The sequence below is a fragment of the Sphingobium scionense genome, from assembly GCF_014197035.1.
In the GTDB taxonomy this organism is placed as follows: domain Bacteria; phylum Pseudomonadota; class Alphaproteobacteria; order Sphingomonadales; family Sphingomonadaceae; genus Sphingobium; species Sphingobium scionense.
Genome location: NZ_JACIEU010000001.1, coordinates 409,526 through 431,036, shown reverse-complemented (window position 1 = coordinate 431,036; position 21,511 = coordinate 409,526). Strand labels below are relative to the sequence as shown.

Genomic DNA, 21,511 nt, shown 5'->3' with positions numbered 1-21,511 from the left:
GCGCAATTTGCCGTGATCTTCGGCGAACGTTTCATCAGAGCCATGGCGGCCTGATGATCAACCGCCCGGCCGCACACGGAAATCCTGACAGTCCCGCGTCGCCCGTCACGCCCAAATATCTGTCGCCGGCTGATCCGGCGGCACGCTGGACGGGCGCCCATGGCGGGCAGGCCTTCTTCGCCTACAGCACCAACTACCTCATCGATCTGGCGAATGCCGTGATCGTCGATGTGGAGGCCAGCACCGCCATCCGTCAGGCTGAGGTAACGGCGCAGCGAACGATGATCGACAGGACACAGGAGCGCTTCGGCATCTGGCCCCAGCGGTTAGCTGCCGATACCGGCTATGGCGATGCGGCTAATCTTGCCTGGCTTGTCCATGAGCGCGGCATCGAGCCGCATATCCCCGCCTTCGACCATGCAAGCCGCAGGACTGACAGCTTCCAGCGCACCGCGTTCCGCTATGACCACCGGAATGATCTCTATGTCTGTCCCGGCCGCAAGCACCTCGTCCAGCACCGCAGGGACTATGCCAGCCCACGGCCCCACGTCGATAAGGATGGCTTCATGCGCTACCGCGCCAGTCAGCACGACTACCAATCCTGCGCCCTCAAGCCCCAATGCTGTCCCGGCCAGCCCGCGCGCAAGGTGATGCGATCAATCCATGAAGGCGCGCGCGATCTGGCACGGGATCTGTCCCAGACCGACGCCTATGTCACATCCCGGCGCGAGCGAAAGAAGGTCGAAATGCTGTTCGCCCATCTCAAGCGCATCCTGAAGCTCGATCGCTTGCGCCTACGAGGACCAAATGGCGCAAAAGATGAGTTCCACCTCGCAGCTACGGCCCAGAACCTGCGCAAGCTCGCGAAACTCATCCCGATCCAGCCGCCTATCGTCCCAGCGTGACACCTGGCGCCGACTTCCTCCCAACGTCAGAGACTGACAATCACCGACTTCTTCAACACTATCGGCCAATTGTGGACCAAGGGACGTCTCAGTCGGCTGCTTGCTGGTGCAGCTCGCTAGGCCAAGTCGAGCTGGTCGATGAAATGTAATGCGAAGTGTTGGCCTATCCCGGATATCGGTAGATAACAGATAGATGATTTGAGAAAAAATTGACTTTGAGATCGAACCTGAATTACAGTATTCTCATACTGGTAGTATAACTGGTATGAAATTGTTGCTTTTGTGAAATGTGATCGGAAGATCGGAAAGGTTTGTCATGACAAATGCTCCGTCCCCGGTCTTCATACCGCCGACAGGAGCAACCTCATGGAAATCAACGACGACCCCGAAAACCCCGACCAGACCGAGCCGCAGCCTCCGTCCCCGGGCACCATTTTCCGATATCGTGAAAATAGGTTGAAATCGTCGCAGGTGCTTTGGATGCCTGGCCGGCTTTTAACTTGCATATGCCATATGCCGCGTGATTGCGGACTTTTTTGCTTCAGCCTCGGCGTCGCCACCGCCGGAACAGTGATACCCCCAGCACGCCGCTACCCACCACGGCCGCGATCGCGCCGCCGGCCGTGGCCAGCGCCCAGGCCCCGGCGGCCAGCAGGCCCGTCAGGAAATCGACGATGATGAGGGTAAGGTGGATCATGCAGGAAGGAAGACGGCGCTAGGCGCCAAGTTCCTTCGCCTCCTGATATTTCAGCTCCAGAAAACGGTTCTGGGTCGCCAGCTTGTCGAGGTCGCCGCTCGCCAGTTGCTCGCTCATCCGGCCGATCTCGGCGTCAATCACCGACAGTCCCTCGATCAGCTGCTTTTCGGGCACACGGCCATTGCGTTCCTCGCGGCGCAAGGGCGCGGGGATCGACTGATAGCCGGTCACCAGTTCGGGCAGATGATCGGCCAGCAGCTTGCGAATCTCGTGCGCGGCCGGATCCTGCTCGCCCAGCCGTTCGAGCTGCGGCGCCAGCGTCTCCAGCTTGACGCCGATGCTGTCGACCAAAGTGACCGCCGGTGCGGGCAGGGCCTTGCGCTGGTTTTCCAGCCAGATTTCGGTCTTGAGCGGCAGGGCGGTCAGCGTCGTGTCGGCCAGCTTGTCCGGGCTGACTGCCCGCTCGCCCGGCAGCAGCGCGAAGAACAGCGTGGAGACGAGCAGCAGGCCAAGCACGATCATCACGCCACTGGTGCCCAGCGGCATGAACCAGCCCGCGATCATCGCGCCGATCAGGATCGCGAAGGCGGCGCCGGCGATCCGGCCCAGCCGTCGCATGATCGATGCGTTGCGCCGTTCGCGCGCGCGGCTGGTCAGGCTCTTGCCGCGCTCGCTATGGCGGCGCAGCACCGCCTCGGCATCGGCCAGCACGCGATCGGACCGGCTCATGCCATCAACTCCAGGAAAAGGGGTAGGGTGGGGCGCATCCTTATCCCTCGATCGCGCTCAGCAGCGGGTTCTCCGCGCGCGCTTCCTTGGCGGCCTGGGCCTGTCCCTCGGACCGGGCGATATAACCCTTGGACTTTTCCACCTCGTTCGACAGCACGGTGACCGTCGTCTTCATATTCTCCAGCGCCTTGAGCTTGAACGTGTCGATATTGTCCATCGTGTCGTAGATATTCTGGAAGGCGCGCTGCAGCGTCTCGATCGGGATGGTGCTGCTGGCGGCCTGCTCGTGAATCTGCGCGGTCTGGCTCTTGAGCAGTTCGCCGGTCGAATCGATCATGTTGGCCGTCGTGGTGTTGAGCGCGGTGATCTGTTCCAGCACCAGCCGCTGGCCGACCAGCGCCTGCGCCACCGTCACGGCGGTGCGCAGCGCCGCGACAGTGGTGGTGCTGGCGCGGTCCACGCCCTTGACCAACTCGACATTATTCTTCTTCACCAGATCCAGCGCCAGATAGCCCTGCACCGTGACCGCCATCTGGGTCAGCAGGTCCTGGGTGCGCTGGCGGATGTAGAAGAGCGCGCTCTCGCGGATCGCCCTCGCCTTGGTCGGGTCGGTCGAATCCAGCTCCAGTGCCTTGGACTCGAGGCGCGCGTCCATGGTCTTGCTGATGTGGATCATCTGCTCCAGCTTGCCCATGGTGGCCCACATATTCTGGCGTTCCACGTCGATTGCGGCATTGTCCTTGATCAGCACGTCCTTGCCGCTGGCGAGTGAGCCCAGGATCGAATTGATATGCGTCTGGCTCGACTTGTAGCTGTCGAAATAGTCGCGCATCTTGTTGCCGAAGGGGATGATGCCGAACAACTTCTTGGGCGCGGTCAGGCTGCCGCGCTTGCCGGGGTCCAGATCCTCGACCGTGCGCCGCAGTTCAGCCAAATCCGCGCCGACCTTGTTGTCGCTGTCCATCGCCCGCACCGGGCGGTCGAGGAAGCGGTTGCTGTGCCCGGCGGCCTCGGCGATTTCCTTGCGGCCCATATTGGTCAACTGGTCGACGCGCTGGCCGAAGGCGGGCGAATTGGCATCCTGCGCGACCAGATCGTCGATGAAGGCATCGACCTTCTCGTCCAGCTTGGACTTTTTCTCCTCGTCGATCGGCACCAGTCCCGCCGCCTTTTCGGGCGCGACCACCGGCACCGGGTCGGGCGGCGTGAGGTTCAGCGTATCAGCGGTCGCGGTCGGCGCGGTCGAAGCCATGTCATCTCCCAGGGGCCAGATCGGCCTTGCTGTCATATGTGCATAAAACAGTAAGGCCGCAAGTCTGTGTCTCCCCGGATATAGGCCCGGCGCCCATGCCATTGCAATCGCTCGCCGCCAGACTAGCATGGCGGTCAAGAACAGGGGAGCATGGATGACGCAAGAGGCTGGGCGCACGGACGAGGCGCTGATCGCGGCAGTGGGGGGCGATCCCCGCTATATCGAACTGGTGACGCGGCGGGCGCGGCTGGGCTGGTGGCTGTCGGCGATCATCTTCACCGCCTTTGTCGGCTATCTGGCGCTCATCGCCTTCGACAAGGCGCTGCTGGGCATGCCGATCGGCAACGGCGTCACCTCGATCGGCATTCCGATCGGCCTGGGCCTCATCCTGCTCGCGATCGCGCTGACGGGCCTCTACGTCGCCTATGCCAACCGCTATCATGACGCACAGATGGCCGCCATCCTCAAGGATCATTGCGCATGAGGGCGCGGCTTGCCGGCGCGCTCGCCCCCGTCCTTGCTTTGATACCCGTTCCCGCCTTCGCCGCCGCGCTGGAGGGGGAGGCGCAGCGTCAGCCCATAAACTGGGTGGCGATCGCGATGTTCGTCGCCTTTGTCGGCCTCACCCTGTGGATAACCAAGGCGGCGGCCGCGCGCACTCGCACCGCGTCGGATTTCTACACGGCGGGCGGCGGCATCAGCGGCTTCCAGAACGGCCTCGCCATGGCGGGCGATTATATGTCCGCCGCCTCCTTCCTCGGCATATCGGCGCAGATCTTCACCGACGGCTATGATGGCCTCATCTATTCCACCGGCTTCCTCGTCGGCTGGCCGATCCTGCTGTTCCTGATGGCCGAGCGGCTGCGCAACCTCGGCCGCTTCACCTTCGCCGACGTCGCCTCCTACCGCTTCGCCCAGCCGCCGGTGCGCAGCTTCGCGGCGGTCTCCACCCTGCTGGTCGTCAGCTTCTACCTGATCGCCCAGATGGTCGGCGCAGGGCAGCTTATCAAATTGCTGTTCGGCCTGCCCTATGCGGTGGCTGTGGTGATCGTCGGCGCGCTGATGATGCTCTATGTGCTGTTCGGCGGCATGCGCGCGACGACCTGGGTGCAGATCATCAAGGCGGTGCTGCTGCTGGGCGGCGCCAGCTTCATGGCGCTGATGGTGCTGGCGCAGTTCGGCTTCTCGCTGGAGGCGCTGTTCGCGCGCGCGGTCGAAGTGAAGAGCGCGGCGGCGCAGGCGGCCGGCGCCACCCCGACCGAAGCCGCGGAGAAGGGCCGGGCGATCATGGCGCCCGGCGGCTTCATCAAGGATCCGGTCTCGGCCATCTCCTTCGGCCTGGCGCTGATGCTCGGCACGGCGGGCCTGCCGCACATCTTGATGCGCTTCTTCACCGTCCCGGATGCCAAGGAAGCGCGCAAGTCGGTGCTGTGGGCGACCGGCTGGATCGGCTATTTCTATATCCTCACTTTCATCATCGGCTTCGGCGCGATCATCCTGGTCGGCACCGATGCCGGCTACAAGATGGCCGACGGCACGCTACGCGGCGGCGGCAATATGGCGGCGATCCATCTCGCCCATGCGGTCGGCGGCAATGCCTTCCTCGGCTTCATCTCGGCGGTGGCGTTCGCGACCATCCTGGCGGTGGTGGCCGGGCTTACCCTGTCGGCGGCCTCGGCGGTCAGCCATGACCTCTATGCCACGGTGCTGAAGCATGGCCGCGCCAACTCCGCCGACGAACTGCGCGTGTCGCGGATCACCACCCTGGCGCTGGGCGCGCTGGCGGTGCTGCTGGGGCTGGTGTTCGAAAAGCAGAATGTCGCCTTCATGGTCAGCCTCGCCTTCGCGCTCGCCGCGTCGGGCAATTTTCCGGTGCTGATCCTGTCGCTGCTGTGGAGCGGCTGCACCACGCGCGGCGCGGCCTGGGGCGGCACCATCGGGCTACTGACCGCCTTCATTCTCACCCTGCTGTCGCCGGCGGTGTGGACCACCACCTTCGGCCTTGGCCCGGCGCCTTTTCCCTATAGCTCGGCGGCGATCTTCTCGGTCCCGGCCGGCTTCATCGCCATCTGGCTGATCTCCCGGCTCGACCGCTCGCCCCGTGCGGCCATCGACAAGGCGGGCTATCCGGCGCAGCGGGTGCGGGCGGAAACCGGCATCGGCGCCTTCGCCGCCAGCGACCATTGAACCTTCTCCTCCCGCGCCGCGTTCGGCGCGGGAGGAGAGAGGCCATGAACCAACAACTGACCCCGGCCGCCGATATGGCGGCACATCGCCGGCCGGCATTTCCCGGCGAAAGCGCGGACTATGCGAAGGCGCGGCAGGATCTGCTGGCGGCGGAGATCGACTTTCGTCGCCACATGACGCGCCTGACCGCCCAGCGTCAGGCGCTGCCGCCCGGCCCGCTGATCACCAAGGATTATCGCTTCAAGGATGAGCAGGGCTTCGAGGTCGGCCTTCTCGACCTGTTCGGCGACAAGCATGTGCTGGTCAGCTACTATTGGATGTATGGGCCGGAACGCGAGCGGCCCTGCCCGATGTGTACCAACTGGATCGGCGCGGTCGATGGCAATGCGACCGACATCAAGCAGCGCGTCGCCTACAAGATATTGAGCCGCAGCCCGGTCGAACGGCAATTCGCCTTCGCGCAGGAGCGGGGCTGGCGCAATACCGACTTCATCCAGACGATCGGCGACGATTATGCGCGCGATCTTGACCTGCTCCAGCCCGACGGCGAATATCCCGCGTTGATCGTCTATCGCCGCGACGGCGATCAGGTGCGGCTCTTCTGGATGAGCGAGATGGGCCGAGACATGGCCGATCCGGGCCAGGATTCCCGCGACGCACCCGATATCGCCGCGCTCTGGTCGATCCTCGACCTGACGCCGCAGGGGCGGCCGGCCGACTGGTATCCCAAACTGCGCTATTGAGCGATCCCATGATCGCAGGAAATCTCCATCCTCCCCTGCAAGGGGAGGGGGACCACGAAGTGGTGGAGGGGTGTCTTCGCTATCGATGACGGAACACCCCTCCGTCAGGGCTTCGCCCTGCCACCTCCCCTTGCAGGGGAGGATGGAAGTGAGGTCAGCGCGCGCCCTCGGCGTAATAGCGCTCCATGTCGAGCCGCATCTGGTGCAGCGCTTCCGGGTTCAGATAGACCATGTGGCCCGCCGGATAATATTTGAACTGCAGGTTCGGCCGCAGCGCCGGCGCCAGCATCATGTGCTTGAGGTCCCGCTCGGTCGAGAAGAAGGGCGTCGCCATGTCATAATAGCCGTTGAGCGACAGCACGCGCAGATGCGGATTGATGCGCATCGCGGTGCTGAGGTCGGCGGTGACGTCGGCGACATTCTGCTTGCGGCCCGACGGCGGCTCATGGCTCCAGTCCCAGTTGAAGGCGCCGCCTTCCCGCGCGCTCAGTCGATAGCTGAGGTCGGTCTGATAGCCGAGCTTGTTGGTCAGCTGATCCAGGAAGCTGCCGACATAGAGGCCGCTGATCGCGGTGTCCGACGGATCATATTCGGGGTCTTCGCCCGCCGCATCCTCGTCGATGCCCTTGTAGCGGCTGTCGAACCGGCCGAGCGTCTCGCGCCCGTCGCGCAGCAATTCCTTGCGGAAGCGGCTGAGGCTTACGCGCAGGTTTGCGCGCTTGAGATAATCGACCGACAGGCCAGTGAAGCGGCTCATCTGCTGGGCGACGGCGTCCTCTTCCTGGGCACTGATGTCCTGGCCCTTCAGCAGCGCGGCGGCATAGGGACCGTTGGCGAACTGCCGCGCTTCCTCGACAAAGGCTTCCAGGCTGGCCGGACGGCCGCCGGGCACGCGGTTATGATACCAGGCGGTCGCGGCATAGCTTGGCAGATAGCCGATATGGATGGTGTCGAAACCCGACTGGCGCACGCCATAATTCATGATCGAGGACAGCAGGATGACGCCGTTCAGCGCCATGCCGCGATCTTCCAGTTGATAGGCCAGCGCGCCCGAACGGGTGGTGCCATAGCTTTCGCCGAAAATATATTTGGGATCGCCCCAGCGGCCATTCTTCGTGGTGTAGCGCAGGATCGCCTTGGCGAAGGCATCGACATCCTGGTCGACGCCATAGAAGTCGGCGCCCTTGGCGTCGCCCAGCGGCCGCGAATAGCCCGATCCCACCGCGTCCAGGAACACCATGTCGGTGCTGCCGATCAGGCTGTCGGGATTGGGGCCGACATCGAAGGGCGCGGGGGCGACCGCTTCGGGATTGCCGGTGCGGACATGATCGGGCGCAAAGCTGCCCATGCGCAGCCACAGCGAAGCCGAACCCGGACCGCCATTGTAGAAGAAGGTCAGCGGGCGGTGCTTACCAGGCGCGGTATAGGCGGTGTAGAAGACGCTGGCGGTCGGCTTGCCCTGGGCGTCGCGGATGGTCAGCGTGCCGGCGGTCGCGCTATAGGCGATCGACTTGCCGTCGACGCTCGCCGTGCCCTTGCTGGTCTTGGTCACTTCCTCGACCGGGGCGCTGGCCCAGTTCTTGGCGATCTCGTCCGCTATCTGCTCGGCATGCTGCCTGGCGGCGTCGGGCGCGCCATCCTTCTGCGCGAAGGCAGGATGGGACACGGAAAGGGCGAGGAGGGAAGCAAAGCCAAGGGTGGCGGTCAGCCGCATGGTATGTCCTTTTCTTATGGAGGTGCGAACCTGACCGGCCGTCATAGGCAGGCGCCCCGGTGGGGCAAGGGAAACATCATATCATGACAGGATATTCATCTGCCCGCCGCGAGATCGGGCCGACGTCGCCGGTCGATCCATCGGCTCCCCTTGCCGCAACGCGTCATTTCCTGTAGGGGCGCGCCCGAAGCCTCTGCGCGGCCTTGTGTCGGCCAGGGGAGCCCCATATCCCAAAGGCAAGACATGTCCCTGCGTAATATCGCGATCATCGCGCACGTCGACCATGGCAAGACCACGCTCGTCGACCAGCTTTTCCGCCAGTCCGGCACCTTCCGCGACAACCAGCGCGTCGAAGAACGCGCCATGGACTCGAACGACCTGGAAAAGGAACGCGGCATCACCATTCTGGCGAAGCCCACCTCGGTCGAATGGAACGGCACCCGCATCAACATCGTCGATACGCCCGGCCACGCCGACTTCGGCGGTGAAGTGGAGCGCATCCTCTCGATGGTCGACGGCGTGATCCTGCTGGTCGATTCGTCGGAAGGCGCGATGCCGCAGACCAAGTTCGTGACCGGCAAGGCGCTGGCCCTGGGCCTCAAGCCCATCGTCGTCGTCAACAAGGTCGACCGTCCCGACGAGCGCATCCAGGAAGTGCTGGACGAAGTGTTCGACCTGTTCGTGACGCTCGACGCCACCGACGAACAGCTCGACTTCCCCGTCCTCTACGCATCGGGCCGCAACGGCTATGCCAGCGAGGATTCGCAGCGCCGTGAAGGCACGCTGGAGCCGCTGTTCCAGAAGATCGTCGACCATGTGCCGCCGCCGTCGCTGGATCAGGACGCGCCGTTCAGCTTCCTCGTGACTTTGCTCGATCGCGACAACTTCCTGGGTCGTATCCTGACCGGCCGCGTCCAGTCGGGCACGGTCAAGGTCAACCAGCCGATCCACGCGCTCGACATGGACGGCAATGTGATCGAAACCGGCCGCGCGTCGAAGATCATGTCGTTCCAGGGCCTGGACCGCGTGCCGGTCGACGAAGCCAAGGCAGGCGACATCATCTCGCTGGCCGGTCTGACCGTCGCGACCGTCGCCAACACCATTGCCGATCCGCAGGTCAGCGAACCGATCCAGGCGCAGCCGATCGATCCGCCGACCCTGTCGATGCGCTTCGCCGTGAACGATTCGCCGATGGCCGGCCGTGAAGGCAGCAAGGTGACGAGCCGCATGATCCGCGACCGTCTGGCCCGCGAAGCGGAATCGAACGTCGCCATCAAGGTGACGGAATCGGACGACAAGGACAGCTTCGAAGTCGCGGGCCGCGGCGAATTGCAGCTGGGCGTCCTCATCGAAACCATGCGCCGCGAAGGCTTTGAACTGGGCATCTCGCGTCCGCGCGTGCTGTTCGGCGAAGACGAGAATGGCGGCAAGACCGAACCGTATGAAACCGTCGTCATCGACGTGGACGATGAATTCTCGGGCACGGTCGTCGACAAGATGAACATCCGCAAGGCCGAGATGACCGACATGCGTCCCTCGGGCGGCGGCAAGACCCGCATCACCTTCTCCGCGCCCTCGCGCGGCCTGATCGGCTATCATGGCGAATTCCTGTCCGACACGCGCGGCACCGGCATCATGAACCGCCTGTTCGAGAAGTACGGCCCCCACAAGGGCAAGATCGAAGGCCGCAAGAATGGCGTCCTGATCTCGAACGGCGCTGGCGAAGCCAATGCCTATGCGCTGGGTCCGCTGGAAGATCGCGGCATCCTGTTCGTCGGCGTGGGCGAAGCGCTCTATGAAGGCATGGTGATCGGCGAGAACGCCAAGCCCGAAGACCTCGAAGTCAACCCGATGAAGTCGAAGGCGCTGACCAACTTCCGCGCCAGCGGCAAGGACGACGCCGTCCGCCTGACCCCGCCCAAGAAGATGACGCTGGAACAGGCGATCGCCTATATCGACGATGATGAAATGGTCGAAGTGACGCCCAAGACGATCCGTCTGCGCAAGCGCTACCTCGATCCGAACGAGCGCAAGCGCATGAGCCGTGCCAAGGCCGCCTGATGATTCCGGGCAGCCCAAATAAGGCTGCCTGATTTTCGGCTAGACAAGTTACGAAAGGGCCGGTGTCGCGAGGCGCCGGCCCTTTTCTTTATCCAGGAGGCTGCATTGGCCGATCTCTATCTCAAGGCGCTGGAATCCGAGCGGCGCAAATTATGGGCCGAATGCCGTCTCAAGGGCCTGCCCAAGGGCACCCCGGAACGCGAGCGGATCGTCGAGATCGACGCCCTGCTCAAGGCGCACAAGGCCAAGAAGGACGGCAAGTCTGCCGACCAGTGACGGCAGCCGATTTCCGGCCGGCTCAGCATAAATCCCGATAGGCGGGAAGGGCCTGTTTCCTATCGTCGCGGTTCTGGTGGACCGATGCGAAACGGAAAGGGTGCCTGTGACCAACGATGCGGACGCGGATGGACACGACCTGTTCGAATGGGGGCCGCCGCGCGGTCTGCCCGGCCTTGTCCGTCTGTCGGTCCCCGCACTGACCACGGTGCGGTCGCGCGCGCTGCTCGCGCTGGCAATCGGCTGGCTGCCGCTCCTCCTGCTGATCCTGCTGGTGCCGGGTCATGATCGGACCAGTGACCTCCGCGATTTTCTGCGCGATCTCGGCACGCATGCCCGTTTCGCCTTTGCCGTGCCGATCCTGCTGGTCGCCCATGTCGAAACCGCGCGGCGCCTGGGCGTGGTGGTGCGCCATTTCGCCATCTCGGGACTATTGCCGTCCGATGCGGTCGAGCGGCTGGGGGGCGAACTGGCAAGCGCCCGCGCCGCGGTGCGGGCGCCATCGGCCGAACTGCTGGTGCTGCTGCTCGCCTATGCCTTCATCCTGTGGCTGTTTGCGACCGGCATTTCCACCCATGGTCTGCCGGCCTGGACGATCGTCGGGCAGGGCCGACTATCGGCGGCCGGATGGTGGCATATGCTGGTCAGCCTGCCGATATTGCTGATGCTGCTGATGGGCTGGCTCTGGCGCATCCTGCTGTGGACCCGATTGCTGCACAAGGTCGCGGCGATGGACTTGCGGTTGATCGTCGCCCATCCCGACAATGCGGGCGGCCTGGGCTTTCTGGCTCAGTCGGTCCGCGCTTTTGGCACTTTCGCGCTGGGGATCGGCTGCATCACGGCGGGGCGCTTCGCCAATGTCCATCTCCAGGGCGCAGCGACGCCGATGACCGGCGGCTTCCTGATCGGCGGCACGGTGGTGCTGGTGCTGCTGCTGTGCGTTGCGCCGCTGGGTGTGTTTCGCCCGGTAATGGCGCGGGCCTGGCGGCGCAACGCGATGCATTATGGCGCGCTGGCGGTGGCGCTCGGCCGGTCGTTCGAGAACCGTTGGTTCGACGGCCCGGCGGACGAGCAGCCCGACCTTCTTTCCGCACCCGACTTTTCGGCGGCAGCCGACCTCTATGGCGTGGTGTCCAACGTCTATGCGATGCGCTTCCTGCCGGTCGACCTGCGCAGCCTGCTGATCCTGATCGCGGCGACGCTGGCACCTTTTCTGGTGGCGATGTTCCTGTCGATGCCGACCGCGATGGTGCTGCAGGAATTGAAGGGGATGATGCTTTAGCGATCGAGCGGCAGGATCAGGGTTGCACGCAGGCCCCCCTCGGCCCGGTTGGCGAAGCCGATGCTGCCCTCATGCCCTTCGGCGATGGTGCGGGCGATCGACAGGCCCAGCCCCACGCCGCCGGTCTCGCGATTGCGGGAGGCTTCGCCGCGATAGAAGGGCTCGCACAGCCGGTCGAGAATCTCGGGTGGAACGCCGGGACCGGAATCCTCGACATCGACGATCGCCCGTGCGCCCTCGATCCGCAGGCTGACGCGCGCCGATCCGCCATAGCGGACCGCATTCTCGACCATGTTGGCGATGCAGCGGCGCAGCGCGAGGGCGTCGCCTTCTATCACCGCGCGCGCGCTGTCGGTGACGGCGACGTCATGGCCCATGTCGGCCAGATCGTCGGCCAGTGTCTCGACGATCGCGGACAGGTCGATGCGCGCGCGCTGGCGTCCTTCAGTTCCTTCGCGCATGAAATCGAGCAGGTCGGTGACCATTGCCCGCATTTCCTGCACGTCCGCCTGCGCCTTGGCGCGGGGGCCGTCGGGCAATTGTTCCAGGCGAAAGGACAGGCGCGTCATCGGCGTGCGCAGGTCATGGGCGATCGCGACCAGCATGGCGGTGCGCTCCGACACATAATCGGCGATCCGCGCGCGCATATGATTATAGGCGATGCCCATGGCGCGCACTTCGGGCGGTCCGCCGATCGGCAGCGGCTCGGCGCGCTCCGGCCGCTCGCGCGCGACACCTTCGGACAGCAGGCGGATCGGCTGGGTGATGCGCCGCGCGACCCAATAGGCCGGCAGCAGCAGCAGGATGAAGATGCCCGCCATCAACGACAGGGTGATCGCATACCAGCGCCAGTTCGGTCCCTGCCGTCCCAGCAGCACGGTCCAGTTCTTGCCGTCCTCGCGCACGGCCAGCGCAAAGCTGCCGCGCAGCATCATCCGGCCGGGGTCGAATTCCATCCCCATGTCGGGGCGTGGTCCGGCCTCCGGACCGGAGCGCGGCATGCCGATCGGTGGCCGTTCCTGGATCAATGCCACTGCACTGGCCGGCACGCCCAGCAGGCCGGCAATACGCTCGGCGCCCGGACGATTGCTTTCCTGTCCGCCATCAGCGGCAGGGGCACGATCGGATTCATAGCGGCTGATCTGCCAACTGCCGGGCGGCTGGGTGCCGCCGCGCAGCAGGCCGGTCGCCTCCACCAGCATCATCGGCCGGGCATGGGGCGGCGGGCCACGAAAGGCGACCAGCATCATCGCGCCCAGCGCCAGCAGCAAGGTGGCAGCGACCAGAAAGACGATCCGCGTGAGGATCGAGGGATTGTAGCGGCCCCCGTCGCCCGCGGGCTGCGACGGTGCCGGGCTCACGCGGTGCGGACCTCGGCGGTGAACATATAGCCTTCGTTGCGGATGGTGCGGACCAGTTCGTCCCCCATGCCGCTACGTTCCAGCTTGCGGCGCAGGCGGCTGACCTGGACGTCGATCGCCCGGTCATAGCTTTCCGCGTCGCTGCCGGCCGAATAGTCGAGCAACTGGTCGCGGCTCAGCACCCGGCGCGGATGCTCGATGAAGGCGCGCAGTAGGCGGAACTCGCCGTCGGTCAAAGTGACAACGACATTGTCAGGGTCGGTCAGCAGGCGCACGCCCATGTCGACCTGCCAGCCGGCAAAGCGCAGCCGCTGGCCGGCAGGAATTTGCGGTTCCGATGCCTGGCGGCGATTGCGGCGCAGCACGGTGCGGACGCGGGCGAGCAGTTCGCGCGGATTGCACGGTTTGGGCAGATAATCCTCCGCCCCCATTTCCAGCCCGACGATCCGGTCGATATCGCCGCCGATCGCCGACAGCATGATGATCGGCAGGTCGCCGCTCGCGGCCAGCCGCCGCAGGATCGACAGCCCGTCCTCGCCCGGCATCATCACATCCAGCACGGCGATGTCGAACGTCTGCGCGGCGAGCGCCTGATCCATCGCCACGCCGTCCGCGACGGCGGTCACGGCAAAGCCATGCTGCTCCAGAAAATCCGACAACAGGATGCGGATGTCCGCATCATCGTCGACCACCAATATGCGCGATCCGTCCATATTGGCGGTCAGCATATCGACTGAAGGCGATCCCTGCAAAGTCATCCGCATAATTCCTGTCAGATGGCGATGCCGACCGTCACCGTGCCGGTGAAGCCATTGGTCGTATCGCCGGTCATGGTGGGCGTCATCGCCGCGACCTGGGCCGACGTGTTGTCGCCGAACACATTGTCGCTGCTGGTGGTGATCTTGGCGAAGTTGGTCTTGCTGCTGGAATAGCCGCTGGTGGCATAGACCGTGGTGCAAGCCGCCGTCGGCATCGCGAACTGCGACGTCAGCAGGCGATTGGCATAGCTGGTCGCCTTGGCGAGGCTGGGATAGACCTCGAAATGGATATGCGGGTAGCGGCCGTCATAGCAGCCGGGGAAGATGCTGGTGAAGGTCACCTGGCCATTGGCGTCAGTCACGCCCACGCCGCGCAGATAATTTTCGCCCGGCACGGTATAGAGCGAATAGAGGCCGTCGCGGGTGCAGTGCCAGATATAGACGGCATAGCCCTCCAGCGGCGCGCAGCTGCCATTGACGTTCACCACCGTGATGCTGAGCTGCATATAAATGCCCTCGGCCGTGCCGCTCGACGATCCGAAGCTCGACCGTATGTCGGTGCGCACGATGCCGCTATCGTCCAGCACATTGACGACACTGCCATTGCTGCTGTTGGACCCGTCGGCAGGGTAGGGGCCGTTGGTCTCTTCCGGGTCGGCGATGCAGGTGCTCGACGTCGGGGTCGGCGTGGGGGTTGGCGTCGGGGTAGGGGTGGGCGTCGGCGTGGCGGTCGACGTGTCACGATCGCTGTCGCTGCTGCCGCCGCCGCAGGCGGTGATCAGCGCGGCGCTGCCGGCCGAAAAGAGCAGGCGCAGCGTCCGGCGCCGGCCCATCGCCTCGCCGGCCAGCTTGCGCATCTGCGCCAGATCGTCGGCCAGGCCATGGCCATGGCCATGGTCGTCATGCGCGCCATCCTGCATCATCTCGCTCTACCCTTCTGTCGTCTTTGGACTGTCAGAAGGGCAGGACTAGGCGCACCATATATCCCTGCAATGTCTCGACGTGGCGGCTTTGTAGCGCTTTATGTCAATGGCCGCGCGGCCGGGCAAAGGCCGGGCGGGGCAGGCTGGCAAGCGCCAGGCTGCTGGCGACCATCAGGACAAGCGTTATCCACAGGAAGGGCGCATAATTGCCGAAGCGATCGAAAATCGCCGACGCGCCCAATGGCCCGGTCGCGGTGCCGACCGACAGCGCCATCAGCAGCCCGCCATAAAGACCGCCAAAGGTCTTCAGCCCGAAATGCTGGGTGGTGAGATAGACGATCACGTCGACCTCCGCGCCCAGGGTCAGGCCGATCAGCGCGGCCGCCGCGATCAGCAGCGCGACATTGTTTCCGGCGCCCAGCAATAGCAGGCTGGCGGCCGCCGGCAGCAGGAAGACGCCGGCGCCGACCAGCGATCCGCGGAACCGGTCGAGCAGCAGCCCGGTCGCCAGCCGACCGATGATCGAACAGAGGCCCACGACCGAGGCTATGCCGGCCGCCCGCATCGGATCGGCACCGCGATCGGTCAGGATCGGCACGAAATGCACGACCAGGGCGATGATGGTGAAGGTGAAGAGCAGGCTGGCGAGCAGCAGCCGATGATAGATGGAGGATCGCACCCCCTCCGCCAGCGTAGCACCGATCGCGGGCGCAGCGGCGCTGGCTGTCTCGGCCTCGCCGCGCCGCCGGTCGCGCGCGCCGCGAAAGAAGAGGAAGATCAGCGGGAAGCTGCAGGCCGCCCAGATCGCCGCCTGGATCGGCGCGGCGCGCTGCCAGCCATATTGGCCGATCAGCCAACTGCCCATCAGCGGGAAGATGGCGACCGCGATCGATGCGCCGCACAGGGTGATGGCGAAGGCCAGGCCGCGTGACGCCTCGAACCGGGTGGCGACCGCACTAGTCCAGATCGTCGCCTGCACCGGCAGGGTGGCGAGCGCCAGCAGCGCCCAGAGCAGATACCATTGGCCGGGGCTGCCGGTCGCCGTGCCGAGCAGGGCAAAGGCGCCGCAGGTCAGCAGCACGCCGACCAGCCCGAACAGGCGCGGCCCCAGCCGGTCGACCATCAGGCCGATCGGCACGGAAAAAACGGCCTGGACCAGGGTGGACAGGGTCAGGCCCACCGTCACCTGCGTCCGCGTCCAGCCAAACTGGTCGCTGATCGGCTGGATATAGGGGCCAAGCCCATAGATATGGATGACGCTGGTGGCGTAGCCGAGCGCGGCCGCGATCGGCAGCATATAATGACGCCGCCATTCCGTAGCGGCACCGGGCTTGTCGGTTTCCATCAGCATCGCCTCTCCCCATCGCATCTTGTCTGTCGCCATGGTTCTGCTCGATTTGTCCATAAAAAGCGAGGCTATCTCATTTATATCGCGGGGCGGGATTCGCTACTGGTTTCCCTCCGCTGGCCCTGTATAGTCGCGCGGTTTGCCCATTCCCGCGAAAGCGCTTCATGCATCTTCTCATCGGCCTCGCCGGCATATTGCTGATTCTTGCCATTGCCTTTGCCCTCTCTTCCAACCGCCGCGCGATCAAGCCGCGCGTGGTCGGAGCCGCCTTCCTGCTGCAGGCGGGGATCGCCCTGCTGGTGCTCTATGTGCCGGCCGGGCGCGCGGTAATCGCGGGCATGTCGCACGGCGTCGCCAATCTGCTTGGCTATGCGCAGGCGGGCACCAACTTCATCTTCGGCCCGTTGGCCAAGCCCGAAATCGGCGGCGCCAGCTTTGCCATCGCGGCGCTGCCGGTGATCATCTTCTTCGCCAGCCTGGTGTCGATCCTCTATTATCTGGGCATCATGCAGTTCGTCGTCCGCTGGGTCGGCGGCGCGATCGAGAAGGTGACGGGCGTGTCCAAGGTGGAAAGCCTGTGCGCTGCCGCCAACATCTTCGTCGGCCAGAGCGAAAGCCCGCTGGTGATCCGTCCCTATCTCGCCGGCCTCAACGGGCCGCAACTGTTCGCGGTGATGACCAGCGGCATGGCCGGCGTCGCCGGCACCATTCTTGCCGCCTATGCCTCGATGGGGATCAAGATCGACTATCTGCTCGCGGCCAGCTTCATGGCGGCACCCGGCGGCTTGCTGATGGCCAAGATCATGATGCCGGACGAGCCGGAATGCGAACCCGAACTGCCGCTGGAAGATGATATCCATCTGCCCGAAACGCGCCGCGCCGCAGCGGTCGCGGCGGTGCTGAACGCGGAAACCACGCCGGGCGAGCCGATGCCGGTTGCCACCCATGACGAGGAAAAGCCCGCCAACCTGATCATGGCGGCGGCACAGGGCGCGCAGACGGGTGTCAAACTCGCTGTCGCCGTGGGCGCCATGGTGCTGGCCTTCGTCGCGCTGGTGGCGCTGGCCAACGGCATCCTGGGCGGCATCGGCGGCATTTTCGGCTATCCCGAACTCAGCTTCCAGCAACTGCTCGGCTATGTCTTCTCGCCGGTCATGTATCTGCTCAACATTCCCTGGAACGAGGCGCAGGTGGCTGGCGGCCTGTTCGGCACCAAGGTCGTGCTCAACGAATTCGTCGCCTATATCAACCTTGGCCAGGTGCAGGGCGCCTTGTCGCCCTCGACCATCGCGATCATCACCTTTGCGCTGTGCGGCTTCGCCAATTTTAGCTCGATCGCGATCCAGATGGCAGTGACCGGCAACCTTGCCCCCAATCAGCGGCCGATGATCGCCAAGCTGGGCCTGAAGGCGCTGGTCGCCGGCAGCCTCGCCAATCTGATGAGCGCCGCGCTCGCCGGACTGATGCTCAGTCTTTGATCTGGATCATTCTGCTTCCTTAACAGAATCTCTACCCTCCGCTTAACAAATCGGTTATGGTTAACCGATGGGGGAACTTAGATTTTTCGCGGTCGTCTTAACGGCCATCGGCACCATTGGCATGGCAACGGCGCAGACCAATGCGCCCGCGCCCAAGCCTGGCACGCTCGAAACCTACAAGGACTGGACCATCGGTTGCGACAATCGCAACCGGTGCGAGGCGGTGTCGCTGCTGCCCGGCAGCGACTGGCCCGACAATCCGGTGATGGTCGGCGTCGCCCGTTCGGCCGGTCCCGATGCTGCGGCCGAAGTCTGGGTCAGCCGCGATGCCAAGGGTTCCTCCGACGTCAGTTTCCTGGTCGATGGCCGCAAGGTCGCGACGGTGACCGCGCGCGATGGCGATGCCACCTTGCGCGGGCCGCAGGCGTCGGCGCTGGCGATCGCCATGGCACGCGGCAGCACGATGGAAGTGCGCACCGGCAACCGCTCGCTCGGTCGTCCCTCGCTCGCGGGTGCGGGCGCGGCGATCCGCTACATGGATGCGCGTCAGGGCCGGGCCGGCACCACCACCGCGCTGGTCGCGACCGGGCCGCTCGGGCCGCTGGCGGTGCGGGTCGCGCCGCCGACGCCGGCAATCCATCGCGCGGTCATCGCGACCGGCGATGCCCCGGCCGCACTGTGGCGGGAGGAACGCACTGCGCTCGGCAAGTTCACCGGCTGCACCGACGAGATGGCCAATGGCCAGTCCGAACTGCACCGCCTGTCGAAGAATGACACGCTGATCCTGGTCCCCTGTGGCTCTGGCGCCTATAATTTCACCACCGTGCCGGTGATCGCCAGCGGCATTCCGGGCCGCCGCAGCTTCCGCTTCGCGCCGTTCGACTATGCGCCCGGCTGGGGCACGGAAGAGATCGGCCATCCCACCCTGGTCAATGCCGGCTGGGCACCCGAAAAGTCGCTGCTGCAAAGCTTCGCCAAAGGGCGCGGCATCGGCGATTGCGGCACCAGCCAGACCTATGTCTGGGATGGCAGCCGCTTCCGCCTGACCGAAGCGACCAGCATGGGCGAATGCCGGGGCGCCTGGCGCTGGATTCCCATCTGGACTGCGCAGGTCGTCGAGTAGAACGCGGCTGCAATAGGATTTTTGCAGGCCTGATGGCGCGCTTTGCAATGGAAATATTGCAGCGCACACATCATATGAAGGGCATGGCAAGCACCGCATCCCTTTCCGACGCGCCGCCGCAAGCCGCCGCTGCGCTGCCCAACCCGATCCGCGCCGTCATTTTCGACATGGACGGCACGCTGCTGGATACGGAGGACGCGCATCGCGACGCCTTCGCCCGCACCGGCGCGGCGATGGGCTGGCCGATGTCGGACGAGCTGCTGCTGTCGATGGTCGGCATCCATCGCGACGAGAATCTGCGGATGCTGGCCGACCGCATGGGGCCGGACTTCCCGGTCGATCAATTCTATGCCGACAGCGATGCGCTGTTCGTCGCCGCGTTGGAGGCCGGTATTCCGCTGCGGCCGGGCGCGGAGGTGATTCTTGAGCATCTGGCCAAGGTCGGCATCCCGATGGCGATCGCGACCTCGACCATGGCCCCCTATGCCCAGCAGCGGCTGGAGAAGGCCGGGCTGCTTCCCTATTTCCAGACCGTCGTCACCCGCAATGACGTCGATCGCCCCAAGCCCGATCCGCAGCCTTATCTGCTGGCGGCTGAGCGTCTGGGCGTCGATCCGGCCGATTGCGTCGCGGTGGAGGACAGCCATGCCGGCGTTCGCGCCGGGGTGGCGGCGGGCATGGCGACAGTGATGATCCCCGACCTCCTCCCCCCGACCGAGGAACTGGTCCTGGCGGCCAGCGCGGTCCTGCCCAGCCTGCACGATCTGCGCGACCTGCTGCTGGCGACGGAACAGGCTGGGCAGCGTCAGGGTGTCTGAAGCATCGGCCCCAGATCGCGGACCGCATGGATGACGCGCTGGATGGTGACGATCTCTCCGTCCACATGATAGGCGATCAATAGCCGGCGCTCGAAGGTCAGTGTCCTCAGGCCCGCGATCAGATCATCGCGCGGAGATCCGCGATCGGGGAAGTCGGACAGCGCGATTATGCGCTCCTCGATCCGGGCCAGATAGCGGTCGGCCGTGGCGAGGTCGGCCTCCGCACGCACCCAATGGTGAATCGCAATCAGATCCTCGATCGCCAATGCCGACAATTGGACATGATGGCTCATGTCTTGTCGATCGCGGCCCTGACCTGCGCAAATGCCTTGTCGAGTGGCATCGGGGGCCGTGGATCGGCTAGCGCTTCTGCCACGCGGACGCGCACCAGTTCGTCCAATACGGCCTCTTCGCGATCCAGCGCGCGCAGACCGGCGCGCATGACTTCACTCATGGATGCATAGCGGCCGGACGCCAGATGGCGCTCGGCATGGGATGTCATTTCGCCCAGCGTCACGGTGATTGCTTTCGCGGCCATGCCTGCCTCCAATTCGATATGATTTTATCATATCGTATCTTCGCTCCGGATGCCAGTTGCCGGGTCGCGGCAACAGCCTCGCCCTCGCTTTCCTACTCGGCCTTTCTCTGATCTATCCTGGGTGATGGAAACCGCGCTTCATTCCTACCCCGCACCATTGCGCTTCAACCGCCCGGTGTCGCTTCACTGTCGCCTCGCTGTCGCGTCCGTGTCGCGTCGAAGGCGCTTCGCCCTGACCCGATTGTCGCGTCCCTGTCGCTTCACCGGTGCGTGGCAGGCGCATAGCCGGCGCATTTGGCCGGAATCGGCCCCACGACACTGTGAACTTCGACTGTCGCGTGAAATTCCCCGGCAGATTCTACCCAGCCTTCGCCAGCACCAGCGCGAACAGCCCGTCCGGGTCCATCCATTCGGCCGTGGGTTCCCACCCGCCCGCACGCAGCAGCAACCGTTCGTCGCGCGCGCCATATTTATGGCTGCTCTCGGTATGGATGGTCTCGCCCATCTTCATGTGGAAACATTGGCCCGCGACATGGAAATGCAGCGGCTCGGTCGCTTCCAGGTGCATCTCGATCCGCGCCTTCTCGTCATTCCAGATGGCGCGATGGGCAAAGGCATCGACCGGCAGGTCGCCCTCCAGTTCGCGGTTGATCCGCACCAGCAGGTTGCGGTTGAAGGCGGCGGTGACACCGGCTTCATCGTCATAGGCGGCGATCAGCCGGTCGCGATCCTTGATCCGGTCCATGCCAATCAGCAGCATCGCCTCGTCACCCAGCAGCCGGCGCATCGCGCGCAGCAGGTCGACGGCGGTGTCCGGCTCGCTGTTGCCGATGGTGGAACCGGGGAAGAAGCCGAGCCGTGGCAGGCCGTCGATCGCATCGGGCAGGGCCAATGTGCCGGTGAAGTCGCCGACCAGCGGCAGCACCGGCAGGCCGGGAAAGGCGCTCGCCAGTTCGGCGCTGCTGGCGCGCAGGAAATCGCCGCTGATGTCGATCGGCACATAGGCGGCGGGATCGATCGCACGCAGCAGATGCGGCGTCTTGCGCGCGCTGCCGGCGCCGAATTCCACTACCGCCCGGCCGGAACCGATGGCGGCGGCGAAATCATCGCCATGGCCGGCCAGCAGTGCGGTCTCGGTGCGGGTCGGATAATATTCGGGCAGATCGGTAATATCCTCGAACAATTCCGATCCGCGCCGGTCATAGAACCAGATGGGCGGGGTCGCCTTGGGCGATCGGGCAAGGCCGGCCAATATGTCGCGGCGGAACGCCGGGTCGATGGTGCGGGTGGCAGGCATGTCGTGCGTCAGCAGCATGGG

Annotated in this window: 21 protein-coding genes; 10 read left to right on the top strand and 11 right to left on the bottom strand. The window is 65.0% G+C overall.

Annotated elements, in window-relative coordinates:
- The coding region (locus tag GGQ90_RS01870) for a transposase (RefSeq protein WP_246428084.1) at positions 1-905 on the top strand (905 nt) is incomplete at its 5' end.
- Between the two features lie 541 nt (positions 906-1,446).
- On the opposite strand, the gene GGQ90_RS01865 is transcribed toward GGQ90_RS01870, so the two are convergent.
- From GGQ90_RS01865 to GGQ90_RS01855, 3 genes are read right to left on the bottom strand one after another with little or no spacing between them, the layout of a single operon-like run.
- Entirely contained in the window at positions 1,447-1,602 is a 156-nt protein-coding gene (locus tag GGQ90_RS01865) for a hypothetical protein (RefSeq protein ID WP_188080546.1), read from the bottom strand.
- Positions 1,603-1,620: 18 nt separating this feature from the next.
- Positions 1,621-2,331 carry a hypothetical protein gene (locus GGQ90_RS01860; RefSeq protein ID WP_188080545.1) on the bottom strand — a complete coding sequence of 237 codons (711 nt, stop codon included), beginning with the start codon at positions 2,329-2,331 and terminating at the stop codon, positions 1,621-1,623.
- Positions 2,332-2,371: 40 nt separating this feature from the next.
- Positions 2,372-3,583 (bottom strand): toxic anion resistance protein, encoded by a 1,212-nt coding sequence (locus GGQ90_RS01855; protein ID WP_188080544.1) that lies wholly within the window; start codon positions 3,581-3,583, stop codon positions 2,372-2,374.
- A 154-nt stretch (positions 3,584-3,737) separates the two neighbouring features.
- Here GGQ90_RS01855 and GGQ90_RS01850 point away from each other — a divergent pair, with 154 nt between their 5' ends.
- From GGQ90_RS01850 to GGQ90_RS01840, 3 genes are read left to right on the top strand one after another with little or no spacing between them, the layout of a single operon-like run.
- Positions 3,738-4,067 carry a DUF485 domain-containing protein gene (locus GGQ90_RS01850; RefSeq protein WP_188080543.1) on the top strand — a complete coding sequence of 110 codons (330 nt, stop codon included), beginning with the start codon at positions 3,738-3,740 and terminating at the stop codon, positions 4,065-4,067.
- Entirely contained in the window at positions 4,064-5,770 is a 1,707-nt protein-coding gene (locus tag GGQ90_RS01845; RefSeq protein WP_188080542.1) for a cation acetate symporter, read from the top strand. Before GGQ90_RS01850 ends, GGQ90_RS01845 begins: the two co-directional genes overlap by 4 nt.
- A gap of 44 nt (positions 5,771-5,814) precedes the next feature.
- Positions 5,815-6,513, top strand: a complete 699-nt coding sequence (locus GGQ90_RS01840; RefSeq protein ID WP_188080541.1) for a DUF899 family protein — start codon at positions 5,815-5,817, stop codon at positions 6,511-6,513.
- A gap of 154 nt (positions 6,514-6,667) precedes the next feature.
- Here the strand turns inward: GGQ90_RS01840 and GGQ90_RS01835 are convergent, their stop codons facing one another.
- Entirely contained in the window at positions 6,668-8,227 is a 1,560-nt protein-coding gene (locus GGQ90_RS01835) for a S10 family peptidase (RefSeq protein ID WP_188080540.1), read from the bottom strand.
- A gap of 243 nt (positions 8,228-8,470) precedes the next feature.
- Between GGQ90_RS01835 and typA the strand changes: the two genes are divergently transcribed.
- The 3 genes from typA (at position 8,471) to GGQ90_RS01820 (ending at position 11,846) form a co-directional block, all read left to right on the top strand.
- Positions 8,471-10,288, top strand: coding sequence for a translational GTPase TypA (gene typA, locus GGQ90_RS01830; protein ID WP_188080539.1), 1,818 nt, complete (start codon positions 8,471-8,473; stop codon positions 10,286-10,288).
- A gap of 105 nt (positions 10,289-10,393) precedes the next feature.
- Positions 10,394-10,564, top strand: a complete 171-nt coding sequence (locus GGQ90_RS01825; protein WP_188080538.1) for a hypothetical protein — start codon at positions 10,394-10,396, stop codon at positions 10,562-10,564.
- A 106-nt stretch (positions 10,565-10,670) separates the two neighbouring features.
- Positions 10,671-11,846, top strand: coding sequence for a hypothetical protein (locus GGQ90_RS01820; protein WP_343053518.1), 1,176 nt, complete (start codon positions 10,671-10,673; stop codon positions 11,844-11,846).
- Here the strand turns inward: GGQ90_RS01820 and GGQ90_RS29800 are convergent.
- The 4 genes from GGQ90_RS29800 to GGQ90_RS01800 form a co-directional block, all read right to left on the bottom strand.
- Positions 11,843-13,207, bottom strand: a complete 1,365-nt coding sequence (locus GGQ90_RS29800) for an ATP-binding protein (protein WP_188080536.1) — start codon at positions 13,205-13,207, stop codon at positions 11,843-11,845. The genes GGQ90_RS01820 and GGQ90_RS29800 overlap by 4 nt on opposite strands.
- Entirely contained in the window at positions 13,204-13,935 is a 732-nt protein-coding gene (locus GGQ90_RS01810; RefSeq protein ID WP_188080573.1) for a response regulator, read from the bottom strand. Before GGQ90_RS01810 ends, GGQ90_RS29800 begins: the two co-directional genes overlap by 4 nt.
- A 44-nt stretch (positions 13,936-13,979) precedes the next feature.
- Positions 13,980-14,888 carry a dioxygenase family protein gene (locus tag GGQ90_RS01805; RefSeq protein ID WP_188080535.1) on the bottom strand — a complete coding sequence of 303 codons (909 nt, stop codon included), beginning with the start codon at positions 14,886-14,888 and terminating at the stop codon, positions 13,980-13,982.
- A 103-nt stretch (positions 14,889-14,991) separates the two neighbouring features.
- On the bottom strand, positions 14,992-16,272 hold the full coding sequence (locus GGQ90_RS01800; protein WP_246428083.1) for an MFS transporter: 1,281 nt from the start codon (positions 16,270-16,272) through the stop codon (positions 14,992-14,994).
- Positions 16,273-16,400: 128 nt separating this feature from the next.
- Here GGQ90_RS01800 and GGQ90_RS01795 point away from each other — a divergent pair, with 128 nt between their 5' ends.
- The 3 genes from GGQ90_RS01795 to GGQ90_RS01785 all read left to right on the top strand — a co-directional run bounded on the left by GGQ90_RS01795 (position 16,401) and on the right by GGQ90_RS01785 (position 19,655).
- Complete coding sequence (locus GGQ90_RS01795) at positions 16,401-17,714, top strand: NupC/NupG family nucleoside CNT transporter (RefSeq protein ID WP_188080534.1); 1,314 nt, start codon at positions 16,401-16,403, stop codon at positions 17,712-17,714.
- Positions 17,715-17,781: 67 nt separating this feature from the next.
- Positions 17,782-18,837: a DUF1176 domain-containing protein gene (locus GGQ90_RS01790; RefSeq protein ID WP_188080533.1), complete on the top strand. Its 1,056-nt coding sequence runs from the start codon at positions 17,782-17,784 to the stop codon at positions 18,835-18,837.
- 83 nt (positions 18,838-18,920) lie between these two features.
- On the top strand, positions 18,921-19,655 hold the full coding sequence (locus GGQ90_RS01785) for an HAD family hydrolase (protein ID WP_188080571.1): 735 nt from the start codon (positions 18,921-18,923) through the stop codon (positions 19,653-19,655).
- On the opposite strand, the gene GGQ90_RS01780 is transcribed toward GGQ90_RS01785, so the two are convergent.
- The 3 genes from GGQ90_RS01780 to egtD all read right to left on the bottom strand — a co-directional run bounded on the left by GGQ90_RS01780 (position 19,643) and on the right by egtD (position 21,508).
- Positions 19,643-19,948 (bottom strand): type II toxin-antitoxin system RelE/ParE family toxin, encoded by a 306-nt coding sequence (locus tag GGQ90_RS01780; protein ID WP_188080532.1) that lies wholly within the window; start codon positions 19,946-19,948, stop codon positions 19,643-19,645. The genes GGQ90_RS01785 and GGQ90_RS01780 overlap by 13 nt on opposite strands.
- On the bottom strand, positions 19,945-20,193 hold the full coding sequence (locus tag GGQ90_RS01775; RefSeq protein WP_188080531.1) for a ribbon-helix-helix domain-containing protein: 249 nt from the start codon (positions 20,191-20,193) through the stop codon (positions 19,945-19,947). Before GGQ90_RS01775 ends, GGQ90_RS01780 begins: the two co-directional genes overlap by 4 nt.
- 358 nt (positions 20,194-20,551) lie before the next feature.
- Positions 20,552-21,508: an L-histidine N(alpha)-methyltransferase gene (egtD, locus tag GGQ90_RS01770; RefSeq protein ID WP_188080530.1), complete on the bottom strand. Its 957-nt coding sequence runs from the start codon at positions 21,506-21,508 to the stop codon at positions 20,552-20,554.
- Positions 21,509-21,511: the final 3 nt, after the last annotated feature.